The organism is Ideonella lacteola, from assembly GCF_038066555.1.
In the GTDB taxonomy this organism is placed as follows: Bacteria; Pseudomonadota; Gammaproteobacteria; order Burkholderiales; family Burkholderiaceae_C; genus Ideonella; species Ideonella lacteola.
Genome location: NZ_JBBUTG010000005.1, coordinates 217,438 through 231,119, shown reverse-complemented (window position 1 = coordinate 231,119; position 13,682 = coordinate 217,438). Strand labels below are relative to the sequence as shown.

Annotated in this window: 15 protein-coding genes; 9 read left to right on the top strand and 6 right to left on the bottom strand. The window is 66.4% G+C overall.

Annotation, left to right across the window (positions count from 1 at the left end):
* Positions 1-9: 9 nt before the first annotated feature.
* Positions 10-531 carry an FKBP-type peptidyl-prolyl cis-trans isomerase gene (locus AACH06_RS11115; RefSeq protein ID WP_341425744.1) on the bottom strand — a complete coding sequence of 174 codons (522 nt, stop codon included), beginning with the start codon at positions 529-531 and terminating at the stop codon, positions 10-12.
* A 40-nt stretch (positions 532-571) separates the two neighbouring features.
* On the opposite strand from AACH06_RS11115, the gene AACH06_RS11110 reads away from it, so the two are divergent.
* The 3 genes from AACH06_RS11110 to AACH06_RS11100 all read left to right on the top strand — a co-directional run bounded on the left by AACH06_RS11110 (position 572) and on the right by AACH06_RS11100 (position 2,587).
* A complete protein-coding gene (locus AACH06_RS11110; RefSeq protein ID WP_341425743.1) occupies positions 572-1,708 on the top strand; it encodes a JmjC domain-containing protein in 1,137 nt (378 codons plus the stop codon).
* Positions 1,689-2,207, top strand: coding sequence for a DUF7931 domain-containing protein (locus tag AACH06_RS11105; protein ID WP_341425742.1), 519 nt, complete (start codon positions 1,689-1,691; stop codon positions 2,205-2,207). The genes AACH06_RS11110 and AACH06_RS11105 overlap by 20 nt, the downstream gene beginning before the upstream one ends.
* A gap of 164 nt (positions 2,208-2,371) precedes the next feature.
* The gene (locus tag AACH06_RS11100) at positions 2,372-2,587 is read left to right on the top strand and encodes a hypothetical protein (RefSeq protein ID WP_341425741.1); all 216 of its coding nucleotides are present in this window, start codon (positions 2,372-2,374) and stop codon (positions 2,585-2,587) included.
* Positions 2,588-2,870: 283 nt separating this feature from the next.
* Here AACH06_RS11100 and bamC read toward each other — a convergent pair whose 3' ends face one another.
* The 5 genes from bamC to AACH06_RS11075 all read right to left on the bottom strand — a co-directional run bounded on the left by bamC (position 2,871) and on the right by AACH06_RS11075 (position 7,004).
* The gene (bamC, locus tag AACH06_RS11095; RefSeq protein WP_341425740.1) at positions 2,871-4,034 is read right to left on the bottom strand and encodes an outer membrane protein assembly factor BamC; all 1,164 of its coding nucleotides are present in this window, start codon (positions 4,032-4,034) and stop codon (positions 2,871-2,873) included.
* A gap of 67 nt (positions 4,035-4,101) precedes the next feature.
* On the bottom strand, positions 4,102-4,983 hold the full coding sequence (gene dapA / locus AACH06_RS11090) for a 4-hydroxy-tetrahydrodipicolinate synthase (RefSeq protein WP_341425739.1): 882 nt from the start codon (positions 4,981-4,983) through the stop codon (positions 4,102-4,104).
* Between the two features lie 25 nt (positions 4,984-5,008).
* Positions 5,009-5,575, bottom strand: a complete 567-nt coding sequence (locus AACH06_RS11085) for a class I SAM-dependent methyltransferase (protein WP_341425738.1) — start codon at positions 5,573-5,575, stop codon at positions 5,009-5,011.
* Entirely contained in the window at positions 5,575-5,715 is a 141-nt protein-coding gene (locus AACH06_RS11080) for a hypothetical protein (protein WP_341425737.1), read from the bottom strand. Before AACH06_RS11080 ends, AACH06_RS11085 begins: the two co-directional genes overlap by 1 nt.
* A 62-nt stretch (positions 5,716-5,777) precedes the next feature.
* Positions 5,778-7,004 carry an MFS transporter gene (locus AACH06_RS11075; RefSeq protein ID WP_341425736.1) on the bottom strand — a complete coding sequence of 409 codons (1,227 nt, stop codon included), beginning with the start codon at positions 7,002-7,004 and terminating at the stop codon, positions 5,778-5,780.
* A gap of 93 nt (positions 7,005-7,097) precedes the next feature.
* On the opposite strand from AACH06_RS11075, the gene AACH06_RS11070 reads away from it, so the two are divergent.
* The 6 genes from AACH06_RS11070 (at position 7,098) to AACH06_RS11045 (ending at position 13,660) form a co-directional block, all read left to right on the top strand.
* A complete protein-coding gene (locus tag AACH06_RS11070; RefSeq protein WP_341425735.1) occupies positions 7,098-8,354 on the top strand; it encodes a D-amino acid dehydrogenase in 1,257 nt (418 codons plus the stop codon).
* Complete coding sequence (locus AACH06_RS11065) at positions 8,354-9,418, top strand: serine hydrolase domain-containing protein (protein ID WP_341425734.1); 1,065 nt, start codon at positions 8,354-8,356, stop codon at positions 9,416-9,418. Before AACH06_RS11070 ends, AACH06_RS11065 begins: the two co-directional genes overlap by 1 nt.
* Before the next feature lie 187 nt (positions 9,419-9,605).
* A complete protein-coding gene (locus AACH06_RS11060; protein ID WP_341425733.1) occupies positions 9,606-11,576 on the top strand; it encodes a DNA topoisomerase IV subunit B in 1,971 nt (656 codons plus the stop codon).
* A gap of 160 nt (positions 11,577-11,736) precedes the next feature.
* Positions 11,737-12,369: a hypothetical protein gene (locus AACH06_RS11055; RefSeq protein ID WP_341425732.1), complete on the top strand. Its 633-nt coding sequence runs from the start codon at positions 11,737-11,739 to the stop codon at positions 12,367-12,369.
* A complete protein-coding gene (locus AACH06_RS11050; RefSeq protein WP_341425731.1) occupies positions 12,366-12,926 on the top strand; it encodes a GNAT family N-acetyltransferase in 561 nt (186 codons plus the stop codon). Before AACH06_RS11055 ends, AACH06_RS11050 begins: the two co-directional genes overlap by 4 nt.
* On the top strand, positions 12,923-13,660 hold the full coding sequence (locus AACH06_RS11045; RefSeq protein WP_341425730.1) for a lytic transglycosylase domain-containing protein: 738 nt from the start codon (positions 12,923-12,925) through the stop codon (positions 13,658-13,660). Before AACH06_RS11050 ends, AACH06_RS11045 begins: the two co-directional genes overlap by 4 nt.
* Positions 13,661-13,682 lie beyond the last annotated feature (22 nt).

The window sequence follows — 13,682 nt, the reverse complement described above, 5'->3', positions numbered from 1 at the left end:
TCAGCTGCCTCAGTGCAAGGGTTCGCCAGGTGGCGGGCCGCTGACCACCGCGAACGGCGATTCGCCCACCGTGCCAGCCTCGACTTCTTTGTCGGTGGCCGCGCGAATGTCGACCACCTTGAGCTGGATGCGCAGCGCCATGCCAGCCAGGGGGTGGTTCGCGTCGAGCACCACATGGGACGGGTACACCTCCGTCACGGTGTAGATCAGGTCGTCCGGCATGCCATCGGTGGCGGCACCTTCCGGCAGCCCTTCGAACTGCATGCCCGGCTCGACGGCCTCAGGGAAGAGCGATCGCTCTTCGAAGCACACCAGGTCGGAGTTGTAGTCACCAAAAGCCTGTTCGGGCTCGAGATGCAGCTGGGCTTCGAAGCCCACCGTCTGGCCGGTGATGACTTCTTCGACTTTGGGCAGCAGATCGTCGCCGCCAAACAGAAATTCGACCGGCTCGCTGAGCTCGTCGATGAGTTGGCCCTGAGCGTCCGACAGCGTCCAGATCAGCTTGACGACGCAGGGAGAAGAGATATCCATCAAGGAATGATCGCATGGTTTGGCAGGCGACAATCTCGCGATGAATGTGGATCAGAAACTCACGCTGCTCGGTGGCTTGTCGCCCGCGCAGTTCATGCGGCGCTTCTGGCAAAAGAAACCCTGCCTCATCCGCCAGGCCATCCCAGGCGTGGCCGCACCGCTGGCCCGTGCCGACTTGTTCGACCTGGCCTCGCGAGACGACGTGGAGTCGCGCGTCGTGTCCAATGGCCGAGGTGGCTGGAAGCTGCGCCACGGGCCCTTCACGCGCCGGCAGTTGCCGCCATTGGGCCAGTCGGGGTGGACGCTGCTGGTCCAGGGCCTCGACCTCCATGTGCCTGCCGCTCATGAGCTGCTGTCGCAGTTTCGCTTCGTACCCGAAGCCCGGCTGGACGATCTCATGATCAGCTATGCCAGCGATGGCGGCGGCGTGGGCCCGCATTTCGACTCGTACGACGTGTTCCTGCTGCAGGTTCACGGCCGGCGGCGTTGGCGCGTGGGCCCGTTGACGGACGATCGATTGATCGACGGCATGCCGGTCAAGCTGCTCGCGAATTTCGAACCCACGGAAGACTGGGTGCTGGAGCCGGGCGACATGCTCTATGTGCCGCCGATGTGGGGGCACGACGGCGTGGCCGTGGGTGGCGACTGCATGACCTGCTCGGTCGGCTTCCGCACGCCGCGGCCCACCGAGCTGGCGCGTGATGTGTTGCAGCGGATGACCGACGCGCTGGAAGCTGCACCGGCAGAGCGCCATTACCGTGATCCGGCGGGGAGCGCCACGGCGACGCCCGGATTGATCCCTGCGTCCTTGCAGAACTTCGCCGCGAAGGCAGTGATCGACGCGTTGAACGATGCGAACAGCCTGGCCTGCGCATTGGGCGAGTCGTTGACGGAGCCCAAGTCGATCGTCTGGTTTGAAGGCGGCGGCGCATTGCTCGAAGGGCAGGGCGTTCGCCTGGATGCACGCACACGCATGATGTACGACACTCGACATGTCTTCATCAATGGCGAGTCCTTCCGCGCCGCGGGCCGTGATGCCCAGCTGATGCACCGGTTGGCCGATGAGCGAGGGCTGGATGCTCGATCGGTGGCCAAGCTCAGCGGGCCTGCCCATGAGCTGCTGCGCGACTGGGTCGAAGCCGGCTGGATCCATGGCCATGAGCAACACGACGACTGAAGAGCAGCGCCGGCACTTCCCTGCCGGCCCGGTCACCTCGCGCGCCGAGTTTCAGGCGGCGGTTCGAACGTTCATTCGCGAGGCCTCGCCCGCGGGTGTGAGGCACATGTGGTGGGTGTCGCCCGATTTCGCCGAATGGCCTCTGGATGAGCCCGAGTTGCTCGATGCCTTGATGCATTGGGCGAGGGCGCCGGGTGTGCGCATCACCTGGGTCTGCCAGGATTTCGAGAGGGTCCGCCGCGCCATGCCTCGCCTCACGCGATGGCGTCAAACGTTCTCGCACGTGCTCAGTTGCCGCATGCCGGAAGAAGTGGCCGTCACCGACATGCCCACTTTGCTGGTGTCGGATCAACTCGCTGTCTTGCGTTTGATGGACCGAGAGCGCGTCCGCGGCTACGTGCGTGTCGAGCCGGCCGATGTCCAGCATGCCCACGAAGAGATCGATGTAATTTTGCAACGATCGTCTGATGCCTTCCCTGCCGTCACGCTGGGACTCTAGGGATCCCCCTAGGATGGCTATAATGTAAGGCTGGGCACAGGAAACGTCAGCTCAGGTGTCTCGAGTGCCTGGGTGTTTTCTGGTCTGTCTCGAGGAGGAGGTCCGCACGAACAGCGGCTTCCAAAATTACCGGTAATTGTTCGATCTTTGTTTTGAGGACATTCATGAACAAGTCGCTCCTGTTGGCTTCCGTCATCGCCGTTGCTGCCCTGGCCGCCTGCGGCAAGAAGGAAGAAGCGCCGGCTCCCGCCGCGCCGACCCCGGCTGCCGAGCCCGCCCCGGCTGCTGCTTCGGCTGTTGACGCCGCTTCGGCTGCCATGCCCGCTGCTTCGGAAGTGCCGGCTGCTGCCGCGCCCGCTTCGGAAGCTGCCAGCAAGTAATGGGAGCTGGGCATCCTGGCCGCGAGGTCAGGGTGCCGCGACGAGAAAGCCGCCTTCGGGCGGCTTTTTTGTGGGCGCTTCAGGCGCGTCTTTGCAATGGTGTTGGAAGCGTCCACACGCCCGGCATGTACAGCGCTCCGGGTTGGATGTCCCGATGGGATCACTGGGTGGCCTTTCGCGGCCCAGTCGCTTGACGACGCGCTTCGCGCCATGAAAAAAGGCCTGTCCGAACGCGGGCAGGCCTTTCTTGAGGGGCGGCGAATCACTCGCCGCCCAGGCTTCGTCACTGCTTCAGTTCATCGACCAGCAGCGTGATGATCTTCTGGGCGCTTTCCGAGTTGTCCGGCTCGCCCTTGAAGCTCAGCACCGAGACCAGTGTGCCGGTGCCATCGGCCTTGACCTGGATCCGGTAGCGGTTCAACGCTTTCTTCGCCGGATCGTCGTTGGTGAACCAGCGCGTGAAGAAGTTCGGCTCGTCCTTTGCGGCTTCCTTGGTGTCGACGAAGCGAACAAAGTACAGACCCTGGTTGCGATCACGGTCTTCCACCGTGAAGCCGCCGCGATCCAGGGCCAGGCCGATGCGGCGCCAGGCGCGCTCGAGGCCGTCGTCCACCTGCATGGTGGCGCCAGGCTTGCCGCTGACCACGCGCGCCTTCGGCGCTGCGGTCGGCCCACCGGCGGCGCCGGGTGCCGAGGCCTCCGCGCGGGCCGCTTCTTCGCGGGCGCCCAGCGCAATCATCAGACGGGTGAGCACTTCGCGCTCAAGCTGAACATCGTTCGGGCGGGCGGACCACACCACCTCTTCACTGGCATTGCGGCCGAGCACCTTTTCTTCGATGCCGTGGTGCGCCACATAGATCTCGGTGCCCTTGGCGCCGCGCTCGATGCGCATCATGAAACGATCGCGTTCACCGCTGTCGAACAGGCCGCTGACCACCGTGCCCAGCGTGCGGCGCACGATGTCGTTCGGCAGCTTCGCGCGGTTCTCGGCCCAGCTGGTCTCCAGTGTGCCCGCCTCGGCATCTTCACGGGCGATGGTGAAGCCGCGGTCCAGCCAGAACTGGCGGGCTTTCGGCCAGACCTGCTCAGGGGTCTGCGGGGTCACGATCCAGCGCTGCTCGCCGGCCCGCTCCAGCCGCACTTCGCCGGCCTCGGTGATGGCCACGGAGGGCCCGCCCGCGACGGTGGGCCGCGCCGCGGCGCCGCTGGCCAGCGCCGAAGCGCTCACGGTGCCGCTTTGCGGCAGGTAGCGGCCGTCGCGCGACAGCGAGGTCAGGTCAGGTGGCACCTCGAGCGTTGGCGTCTTGGTGGCGCTGCTGCGGTAGTCGAGCGAATCGGTGCCGGGCGTGGTGTCGCTCAGCAGTGAACAGCCGCCCAGGCCGAAAGCCAGCAGGAGCACGCCGGCACGCAGCGGCGTGATCGCGAAATCAGGATTCTTGGAATGCATGTCGTCTCGCCAGCCGCTACGTGCGGCGGCTGTTCCAGTGGTTTCGGTTTGAAGGGACGGGCGGAAATCAGACAAGGCCACAGTCGCGCAGCGCGCTGCTGACGAGACCTTGACCGGCCGGGGTGAGTTCCACCAGCGGCAGGCGAACCTGAGGTCGGCAGCGGCCGAGTTGCGACAGGGCCCACTTGGCCGGCGCCGGGCTCGGCTCGCAGAACAACTGGCGGTGCAGCGACAGCAGGCTCATGTGGATCTCTCGGGCGCGCTTCACATCGCCCTGGATGGCGGCCATGCACATCTCGTGCATCTGCCGCGGGGCCACATTGGCGGTGACGCTCACATTGCCGTGGCCACCCAACAGCATCAGCGTCACAGCGGTGCCATCGTCGCCCGAGTACACCGAGAAGCCCGCAGGCACGTGCTTGATCAACCAGGCGGCGCGTTCGATGTTGCCGGTGGCTTCCTTGATGCCGATGATGCCGGGCACTTGTGTGAGCCGGATCACCGTGTCGTGCTGCATATCGGCCACGGTGCGGCCGGGCACGTTGTAGAGCACCATCGGGATGTCTACCGCTTCGGCGATGGCCTTGAAGTGGCGGTAGATGCCCTCTTGCGAGGGCTTGTTGTAGTAGGGCACGACCTGGAGCGTGCAATCCGCGCCGGCTTCCTTGGCGAAGCGGGTCAGGTGGATCGCCTCGGCGGTGGAATTCGCCCCGGCGCCGGCCATGATGGGCACGCGACCGGCTGCGTGCTCGACCGCAACGCGGATGATCTCGCAATGCTCTTCCACCGAAACGGTGGCTGACTCGCCGGTGGTGCCCACGACGCCGATGCAGTCGGTGCCTTCGGCGATGTGCCAGTCGATCAGGGCGCGCAGACCATCGTAGTCAATGCTGCCGTCCTCATGCATCGGCGTCACCAACGCGACGATGCTGCCAACAATCGGTTTCATCAGGGTTCCTTGCAACCGGCCGATTTTAGCCACCTGCCGGAGGGCTCCCGAACAGGGGTGGCGCGCCGGCCTCGGGCGCTGGGGCAGGCCGGCGGGCGATCACGCGCTGGACGATGCGTACAGGCTCGCTCAACTGGCCGCTTTCATAGGCCACAACGTCCAGGCCCAGCGTCTGGCTGACGCGAAGCAACTCGCCGGGCTGCAAGACGAAATCCGGTCGCGAAGGGCGGCCGATGCGTTCGTGTCCGGCAGAAAAAGTTTCGTAAAGAAGCCAGCCGCCGGGCGCCACCGCCTCGCCAATCTCGCGCCAAAGGGGGCGCCACAGGTAGTTGGTGACGATCACCGCGTCGAAGCGGCGCCCCGGCAGTGGCCAGGGGCCGCCTTCGATGTCAGCGATCACGACTTCGGCGACGTGGGCCAGGGGTTCGGCGGCGGCAGCATCCCGGTCCACCGCGGTGAGCCGGCAGCCGCGGGCAGCCAGCCACTTCGTATGGCGCCCGCGGCCGCAGGCCAAGTCCAGCACGCGGGCCGCTGGCGGCAACACATGCGCCCATCGCACCAGCCAATCGCTGGGCGGTGAGGTGTCGTGCATCAGAAGCAGGCCCAGACGCGGTCGGCCACGTCCAGCATCAATTCAGGGCTGCGGTAGGCCACGAAGACCAGCGCCAGTGCAGCGGCTGCGCCCGCCAAGGCAGCGCGGCGCAGCCAGAGTTGGCGCGAGGAAGGGGGCATACGGCGGGGGTGAGTCAGGGGTGCGTCAGCAGTGCGTCAATGGCGCGACGGGCATGCGGCGCTCATGCCGTGGTCGGGCGGGGCGCCGTTCGGATGATAGGCGTCTCGCGCACGGGCTGATTGGCAAGGGCCGCGAACACGCCGAGCGCGATGGCGATGTACCAGACGATGTCGTAGCTGCCGGTGCTGTCGTACAGACGGCCGCCCAGCCACACCCCCATGAACGAGCCGACCTGGTGGCTGAAGAAAACCAGCCCGCCCAGCATCGACATGTACTGCACACCGAAGATCTGCGCGACCACCGCATTGGTGGGCGGTACGGTGGAGAGCCACAAAAAGCCCATGACCGCTGAAAACACGTAGACGCTGGCGGGCGTCAGGGGTACCAGCAGGAAGATGACGATGGCCACCGACCGCAGCAGATAGATCGCCGACAGGATGTGCCGCTTGGCCAGGCGTTGCCCGAGTACGCCCGCAATGTAGGTGCCGAAGACGTTGAACAGCCCGATCAGCGCGAGGGCGGTGGTGGCCACGTCGGCGGGCAGGTGCTTGTCTTTGAGGTAACTCGGCATGTGCACACCGATGAACACCACCTGGAAGCCGCACACGAAGTAGCCCGCCATCAGCCACCGGAAGCTGGGGTAGGCCATGGCCTCTTTCAGCGCGGCGCCGATGGTTTGCTGCACGATGTTGGCCGCGCCGGTGCGCCGCGGCTCGCGCAGGCCGAACGCCAGCGGTGCGATCGCCAGTGCCATGCAGCCCAGGATGAACAGTGCGTTCTGCCAGCCCCAGCTGGAGATCAGCCAGTTTTCCAGCGGCACCATCAGGAACTGCCCGAACGAGCCGGCGGCCGCCGTCACCCCCATGGCCCAGGAGCGTCTCTCGGCGGCGACGTGCCGCCCGATCACGCCGTAGACCACGGCGTAGGTGGTGCCTGACTGCGCCATGCCCAGCAGCAGGCCGGTGGATCCAGTGAACCCGAGCCCCGAAGTGGCCAGGGCCATGCCCACCAGGCCCAGCGCATAGAGCGCGGCGCCGATGATCAACACCCGAAATGCGCCCCACCGGTCGGCCAGCACGCCGGCGAACGGGCCGGCCACGCCCCAGGCAATGTTCTGGATGGCGATGGCAAACGCAAAGGTCTCGCGCGTCCAGCCGCGGTCCATCGTGATGGGCTGCAGCCACAGCCCGAAGCCGTGACGGATGCCCATGGACAGGGTGACGATGGCGGCGCCGCAGACCAGCACCTGCGTCATCGACAGCTTTTCAGTAGTAGGCTGCGCGGTCATCGCCGCAATTTAGCGGAAGCGGCTTGGCCCCGTGGGGCCCAAGGCCGAACCCGCAGGAAGCCGGTGGGACGTTCGACCAGGAGGAGAGCTTCGATGGCAAGTGTGTTGGTGCTGGGCAGCGGCGTGATCGGAACGAGCATCGCCTACTACGCCGCCAAGGCGGGCCACCAGGTGACGGTGGTTGACCGCCAGCCCGGGCCGGCGCTGGAGACCAGTTTCGCGAATGCGGGCGAGGTCTCGCCGGGCTATTCATCGCCTTGGGCCGGGCCGGGCGTGCCGGTGAAGGCCATCCAGTGGATGCTGATGAAGCACAGTCCGCTGGTGATCTGGCCCTTGCTGGATCCGGCCATGTGGCGCTGGGGCCTGCGCATGCTCGCCAATTGCACCGAGAAGGCCTATGCATTGAACAAGAGCCGCATGGTGCCGATTGCCGAGTACAGCCGGGACTGCCTCAAGGCCCTGCGCGCCGAAACCGGCATCGCCTACGACGACCGTGCCATGGGCACGCTGCAGCTGTTCAGGACACAGAAGCAGGTCGACGGCACTGCCAAGGACATCGAGGTGCTGAAGCAATACGGTGTGCCGTACGAGGTGCTCGACCCGGCCGGGTTCGTGAAGGTCGAGCCGGCCTTGCGCCTGACGCGGGACAAGTTCGTCGGCGCCTTGCGCCTGCCGGGCGATGAGACCGGCGACTGCCAGCTCTTCACCACCAGGCTGGCCGACATGGCCAAGGCGTTGGGGGTGCGTTTTCACTTCGGCACCCGCATCGACGGCATCGAGCACGATGGCCGCCAGGTCACGGGGGTGCGCACCAGCGCCGGCACGCTGGTGGCCGACCGCTACGTGGCGGCACTCGGCAGCTTCACGCCGCAGATGGTGCGCCCATTGGGGTTGCGCTTGCCGGTCTACCCGATCAAGGGCTATTCGATCACCGTGCCCATCACCGACCCGGCCGGGGCGCCCGAATCGACGGTGATGGACGAGACCCACAAGGTGGCGGTGACGCGGCTGGGCGACCGCATCCGCGTGGGGGGCACGGCCGAAATCGCGGGCTACAGCCTGGCCCTGCGCGAGCCGCGGCGTGAGACGCTCACCCATGTCGTGACCGATCTGTTCCCAACGGGGGGCGATGTGTCCAAGGCCAGCTTCTGGTGCGGCCTGCGGCCGATGACGCCGGACGGCACCCCGCTGGTGGGCCCTACGTCGGTGCCCAATCTGCTGCTGGCCACGGGTCACGGCACGCTGGGTTGGACGATGGCGGCGGGCACCGGGCGGGTGATCGCCGACCTGATCTCAGGGCGCCAGCCCGAGATCTCGCTCGATGGGCTGACTTTGTCTCGGTACCGCTGATGCGCTGGGGGCCGGTGGCCCGGCGGTGGGCCCTCGCACTGATCCTGGCGCCGGTCATCGCCCGAGCCGATGCCTTCGAGAGGATCTCTCCCGAAGACGCAGGCTATTCGTCCGAGAAGCTGCAGGGATTGAAGGCGTTTCTCCAGGCCTCGGGCTCGGATTCGCTGCTGTTGCTGCACGACGGCAAGGTGTTTTTCGAGTGGGGTGATATCCACCGCAAACTGCTGGTGCATTCGATCCGCAAGGCGTTGCTGAGTGGTTTGTACGGCCACCTGGCGCTCAGCCGCGATCTCGATCTGTCGCAGACGCTGGACCAACTGGGCGTTGACGACGAACCGCTGCGGCTGAGTCCGGCTGAGAAATTGGCCACCGTGCAGGATGTGCTGCAGTCGCGTTCCGGCGTCTACCACCCGTCGGCGGCCGAATCAGAAGGCATGTCGCAGCGCCGGCCAGAGCGCGGCAGCCACCCCGCCGGCACCTTCTTCTACTACAACAATTGGGACTTCAACGTCGCTGGCGCCGTGTTCGAGCAGTGGGCCGGCAGGCGCCTGTACGACGTGTTCAACGAAGCCATCGCCCAGCCGCTCGGCATGCTCGACTACCATCACCGGATCGGCGCGCTGGAGGGGCCCGCCGACGTCCCCACGGCCGAGGACGATGGCTTCTACCAGTTCGAACGCAGCCAGTCCCGCTTTCCGGCCTACCACTTCCGGCTGTCGGCGCACGACCTCGCGCTGTACGGTCAGCTCATGCTCGCCGAGGGTGCCTGGAAAGGGCGGCAACTCGTATCGGCCGACTGGATTCGCCGCAGTACCCAGCCACGGTCTGTCGTTCAGGCGGAGTATGGGCTGGCCTACGGCATGCTGTGGGATGTGGTGGTGCCGGCCCGGGCTGGCGAGAAGCCGGCCTTCTTTCACACCGGCGTGGATGTCCACCTGCTGGCCGTCTATCCGGAACGGAAGCTGGTGATGGTGCACCGGGTCAATACCGATGGGCCTTACAAATTCAATGAGGGCGACCTGTATCAGGTGATTCGCCAGGTACACGGTGCGCGCGGGCCATGATGGGCTCGGTGGGGCCTCGTCCTGAGCGGGCTGCGAGGGAAGGGGCATGGGTCGCCCGCTGCCGGCGGCGCCCGCACTCAAATTCGGTCAGAACGCGCGGTCTGGCCGGCGATCGGTAACAGACTTTCGGGTTTTCCCTGGCTTTTCTCAGCGGGGCGGGAAGCCGTCTCCCTAAAATCGCGCCCCTATGGCTCAGACACCCGTGAATTACGGTGAGGCGTCGATCCGCGTGCTGAAGGGCTTGGAGCCCGTCAAGCAGCGGCCCGGCATGTACACCCGCACCGACAACCCCTTGCACATCGTGCAAGAAGTGATCGACAACGCGGCCGACGAAGCGTTGGCCGGTTTTGGCAAGCGCATCGCCGTCACCCTGCATACCGATGGCTCCGTCAGCGTCGACGACGACGGCCGCGGCATTCCGTTTGGCCTGCATCCGGAAGAGAAGGTGCCGGTCGTCGAGATCGTCTACACCCGGCTGCACGCTGGCGGCAAGTTCGACAAAGGCTCTGGCGGGGCGTACAGCTTCTCGGGCGGGCTGCATGGCGTGGGCGTGAGCGTCACCAACGCGCTGGCCAAGCGCCTGCAAGTGGCTGTGTGGCGCGAGGGCCAGCATGCGGCACTGGCCTTCTCGGGCGGTGATGTGATCGAACCCTTGGTCACCCGCAAGGCCCAGTCGGGCGAGCGCAAGCAGGGCACCTCGGTTCGGGTGTGGCCCGATCCCAAGTATTTCGAAAGCGCTGAGCTGCCTAGGCACGAGTTGGCGCACCTGCTGCGCAGCAAGGCTGTGCTGATGCCGGGTGTGACGGTGACCCTCACGACAGAGAAGACCGGCGACACCGTCACCTGGCTCTACAAGGGCGGGCTGCGCGACTACCTGCAACAGTCGCTGGCCGCCGATCCGATGATTCCGCTCTTCGAAGGCGAGCACTACGCCGACAAGGGCGAGACCGAAAACTTCGCCGAAGGCGAGGGCGCTGCCTGGTGTGTGGCCTTCACCGAAGAAGGCAACCTGCTGCGCGAGAGCTACGTCAACCTGATCCCGACGGTGGCCGGGGGCACGCACGAGGCCGGCCTGAAAGACGGTCTGTTCGGCGCCATCAAGGGTTTCATCGAGCTGCATTCGCTGCTGCCCAAGGGCGTGAAGCTGATGCCGGAAGACGTGTTTTCACGCGCCAGCTTCGTGTTGAGCGCCAAGGTGCTCGACCCTCAATTCCAGGGCCAGACCAAGGAACGCCTGAACAGCCGCGACGCGCTGCGCCTGGTGTCGGCCTATGTCAAGCCGGCGCTCGAGCTGTGGCTCAGCCAGCATGTCGATTGGGGCAAGAAGCTGGCCGAGCTGGTGATCAAGCAGGCGCAGACCCGCCAGCGCGCCAGCCAGAAGGTCGAAAAGCGCAAGGGCTCGGGCGTGGCGGTGTTGCCCGGCAAGCTGACGGATTGCGAAAGCCGCGATCTGGGCATGAACGAGCTCTTCCTCGTCGAGGGCGACTCGGCAGGCGGCTCGGCCAAGATGGGCCGCGACAAGGAAACCCAGGCCATCCTGCCGCTGCGCGGCAAGGTGCTCAACGCCTGGGAGGTCGAGCGCGACCTGCTGTTCAAGAACAACGAGATCCACGACATCTCGGTGGCCATCGGCGTCGATCCGCATGGCCCGAACGACTCGCCCGATCTCTCAGGGCTGCGCTACGGCAAGATCTGCATCCTGTCTGATGCGGATGTCGACGGCTCGCACATCCAGGTGCTGTTGCTCACGCTGTTCTACCGCCACTTTCCCAAGCTGATCGAGGCCGGGCACATCCACGTGGCCAAGCCGCCGCTGTACCGCCTGGACGCGCCGGCCCGAGGCAAGAAGCCGGCGACCAAGATCTACGTGCTCGACGACGGCGAGCTCGAAGCCGCGCTCGACAAGCTGCGCAAGGAAGGCGCGCGGGAAGGCTCCTGGAGCATCGGCCGATTCAAAGGCCTGGGCGAAATGAACGCCGAGCAGCTGTGGGACACCACCTTGAATCCCGATACCCGGCGCCTGCTGCGCGTGGGCTTCGGCGTGCTCGATGCCACGGCCACCACCGACTCGCTGACCAAGCTGATGGGCAAGGGCGAAGCCCAGGCCCGGCGTGAGCTGATGGAGCTGCACGGCGACAAGGTCGAGATCGACATATGAGCCCCCACGCCCGCTCCGGCGGGATGCCTTGCAGGGCCCCCGGTGGGGCTCGCGCAGCGGACCGGCAGAGCCGGATCCGCGTACGCCGCTGGGTGAGCGGCGGCGCTATGTGCGCCTGTTCCTGTTCCAGGTCGGCTTCAACATTCAATCGACACATCGCATGAGTGCCAAGGACGTCATCAAACCACTGCTCAGCAACGGCGTGCAGTACATCGCCGAAGTGGCCAAAGGCATCGTTGGCGGTTTCGTGCTGAGCCTCGCCGTCCTGGTCGGGCTGTTGTCGATCGTTCCATCCAGCCGGGCGGCGGGCGCGCTGGCCACGGTGGGCTTCGTGCTGTTCCTGGTGCTCTACGGCCTGGCCGGGCACCAGCGCGGCATCGCGCGGGTGCTGTCCAACTTGACGCGTGCGCACGGTGGGCTGCTGTTCGACCAGACGCTGGGCCGGTTCGTCCAGGCCTGCGAGTCGCGCAAGCCGGGGTCGATCGCGAGCGTGCTGGGTGCGCCCGGCAAGCTCACGTCGGCTTTCAAGGGCTACCTGGGGCACGAGGGCTCGTCGATGCCGCGGCCGCTGCGTCGCATCGGCACCCACTACGTCGGCAAGGTCGACGACAAGCTCAGCAGTGGCTCGTTGCCGACCGGCGCAGTGGTCGATGGCGCCTTGCGTGTGGACGCGCTGAAGGACTGGGCCGTGCAACAGATGCGCGAGCAGTTCGAGCCGAGCTGGACGTTCTTCGGCATCCTCTTCGTGGCGCAGCTGGCTGTGGCCGCACTCACCTGGGCATTCTTGCGATGAGCTCTGCTGCCGGCAGCTCGGTGGTCCTGTTGCGGCCGACGATGGCATCGGACCTCGACGCGGTGGTCGAGATCGAGCGCGACCAGCAGAACCTGCCGTTCATCACACCGTGGGATCGCACCCAGCATGAAGGGGCGATCCGGTTCCCGGACTTTCGCCATTTCATCGTCGAGGCGGGGGACAGCCACGAGCGGCTCGGCTTCGTGATCTTGCAAGGCTGCCGCAACCCGCACCGCAGCGTGGAGCTCAAGCGCATCGTGTTGCAGGCCAAGGGCCAAGGCCTGGGTCGCGCGTGTGTGCGTCGACTCAAGGCCATGGCCTTCGGCGATCTGGGCGCGCACCGCTTCTGGCTCGATGTGAAGTCGCTCAACACCCGGGCATTGGCGCTGTACGAGAGCGAGGGCTTCGTCGTCGAAGGCCGGCTGCGCGAGAGCGTGCGCGTCACCATCGACGGTGCCGATGGCTACGACACCTTGGTCGTGATGAGCCTGCTCGACCGTGAGTACCAAGCCCGGCGGGCCATGGGCCTCGAAGCGCCCCTGGGGAGCCTGGCGTGATCCGGTGGCTGCTGCGCTGGGGGGCGTCGCTCGGCATCGGCCTGGCGACGGCTTCGGCACAGGCGGGCACTGGCGAGGTGTGGGGCTTTGTCGATGGCGCGGGCGTGGCGCACGTGGCTGACCATGCGGTCGATTCGCGCTACTCGCTGCTGCTCAAGGGCGGCGAGGCCGATGCCAACGACCGGGTGCCCGGCAAGACGATGAGCCGAAACCGGCTGCTCACCTGGCTGGAGTTCGCTCCGGAGGTCAAGGCGGTGCAGCCCTGGCTGCGCGAGGCCGAGCAGGCCACCGGCATCGACGCCGAGCTGCTGAAGGCGTTGATCACTGTGGAATCCGGCTACAAGGGCGACAGCGTCTCGCCGCGCGGTGCGGTGGGCCTCATGCAGATCACGCCGGCGACGGCCCAGCGCTATCTCACCCGCGAGGAAACGACCGCGCGGCCGATCGATGAACACCTGCGTGATGCGCGCAGCAACATCCTCATCGGTGCGCGCATGTTGGCCGACCTGACCCGCCGCTTCGGCGGCATCCACCTTGCGCTCGCCGCCTGGAACGCAGGCGAGGGCCGCGTGCGGCGAAGCAACGGCGCCTTGCCCGAGATCGAAGAAACCCGCTCGCACGTGCACATGGTGCTCGAGCTCTACTGGGCGTTGTTGCAGCAGCGCCAGCTTGGGCGCGCGCGCGAGTTGCGCGTGGCCGGCCCGGTGGCCGACACCAAGGCTGGCACGCCTTGAACACTGGCCGCGCGCGATCCGC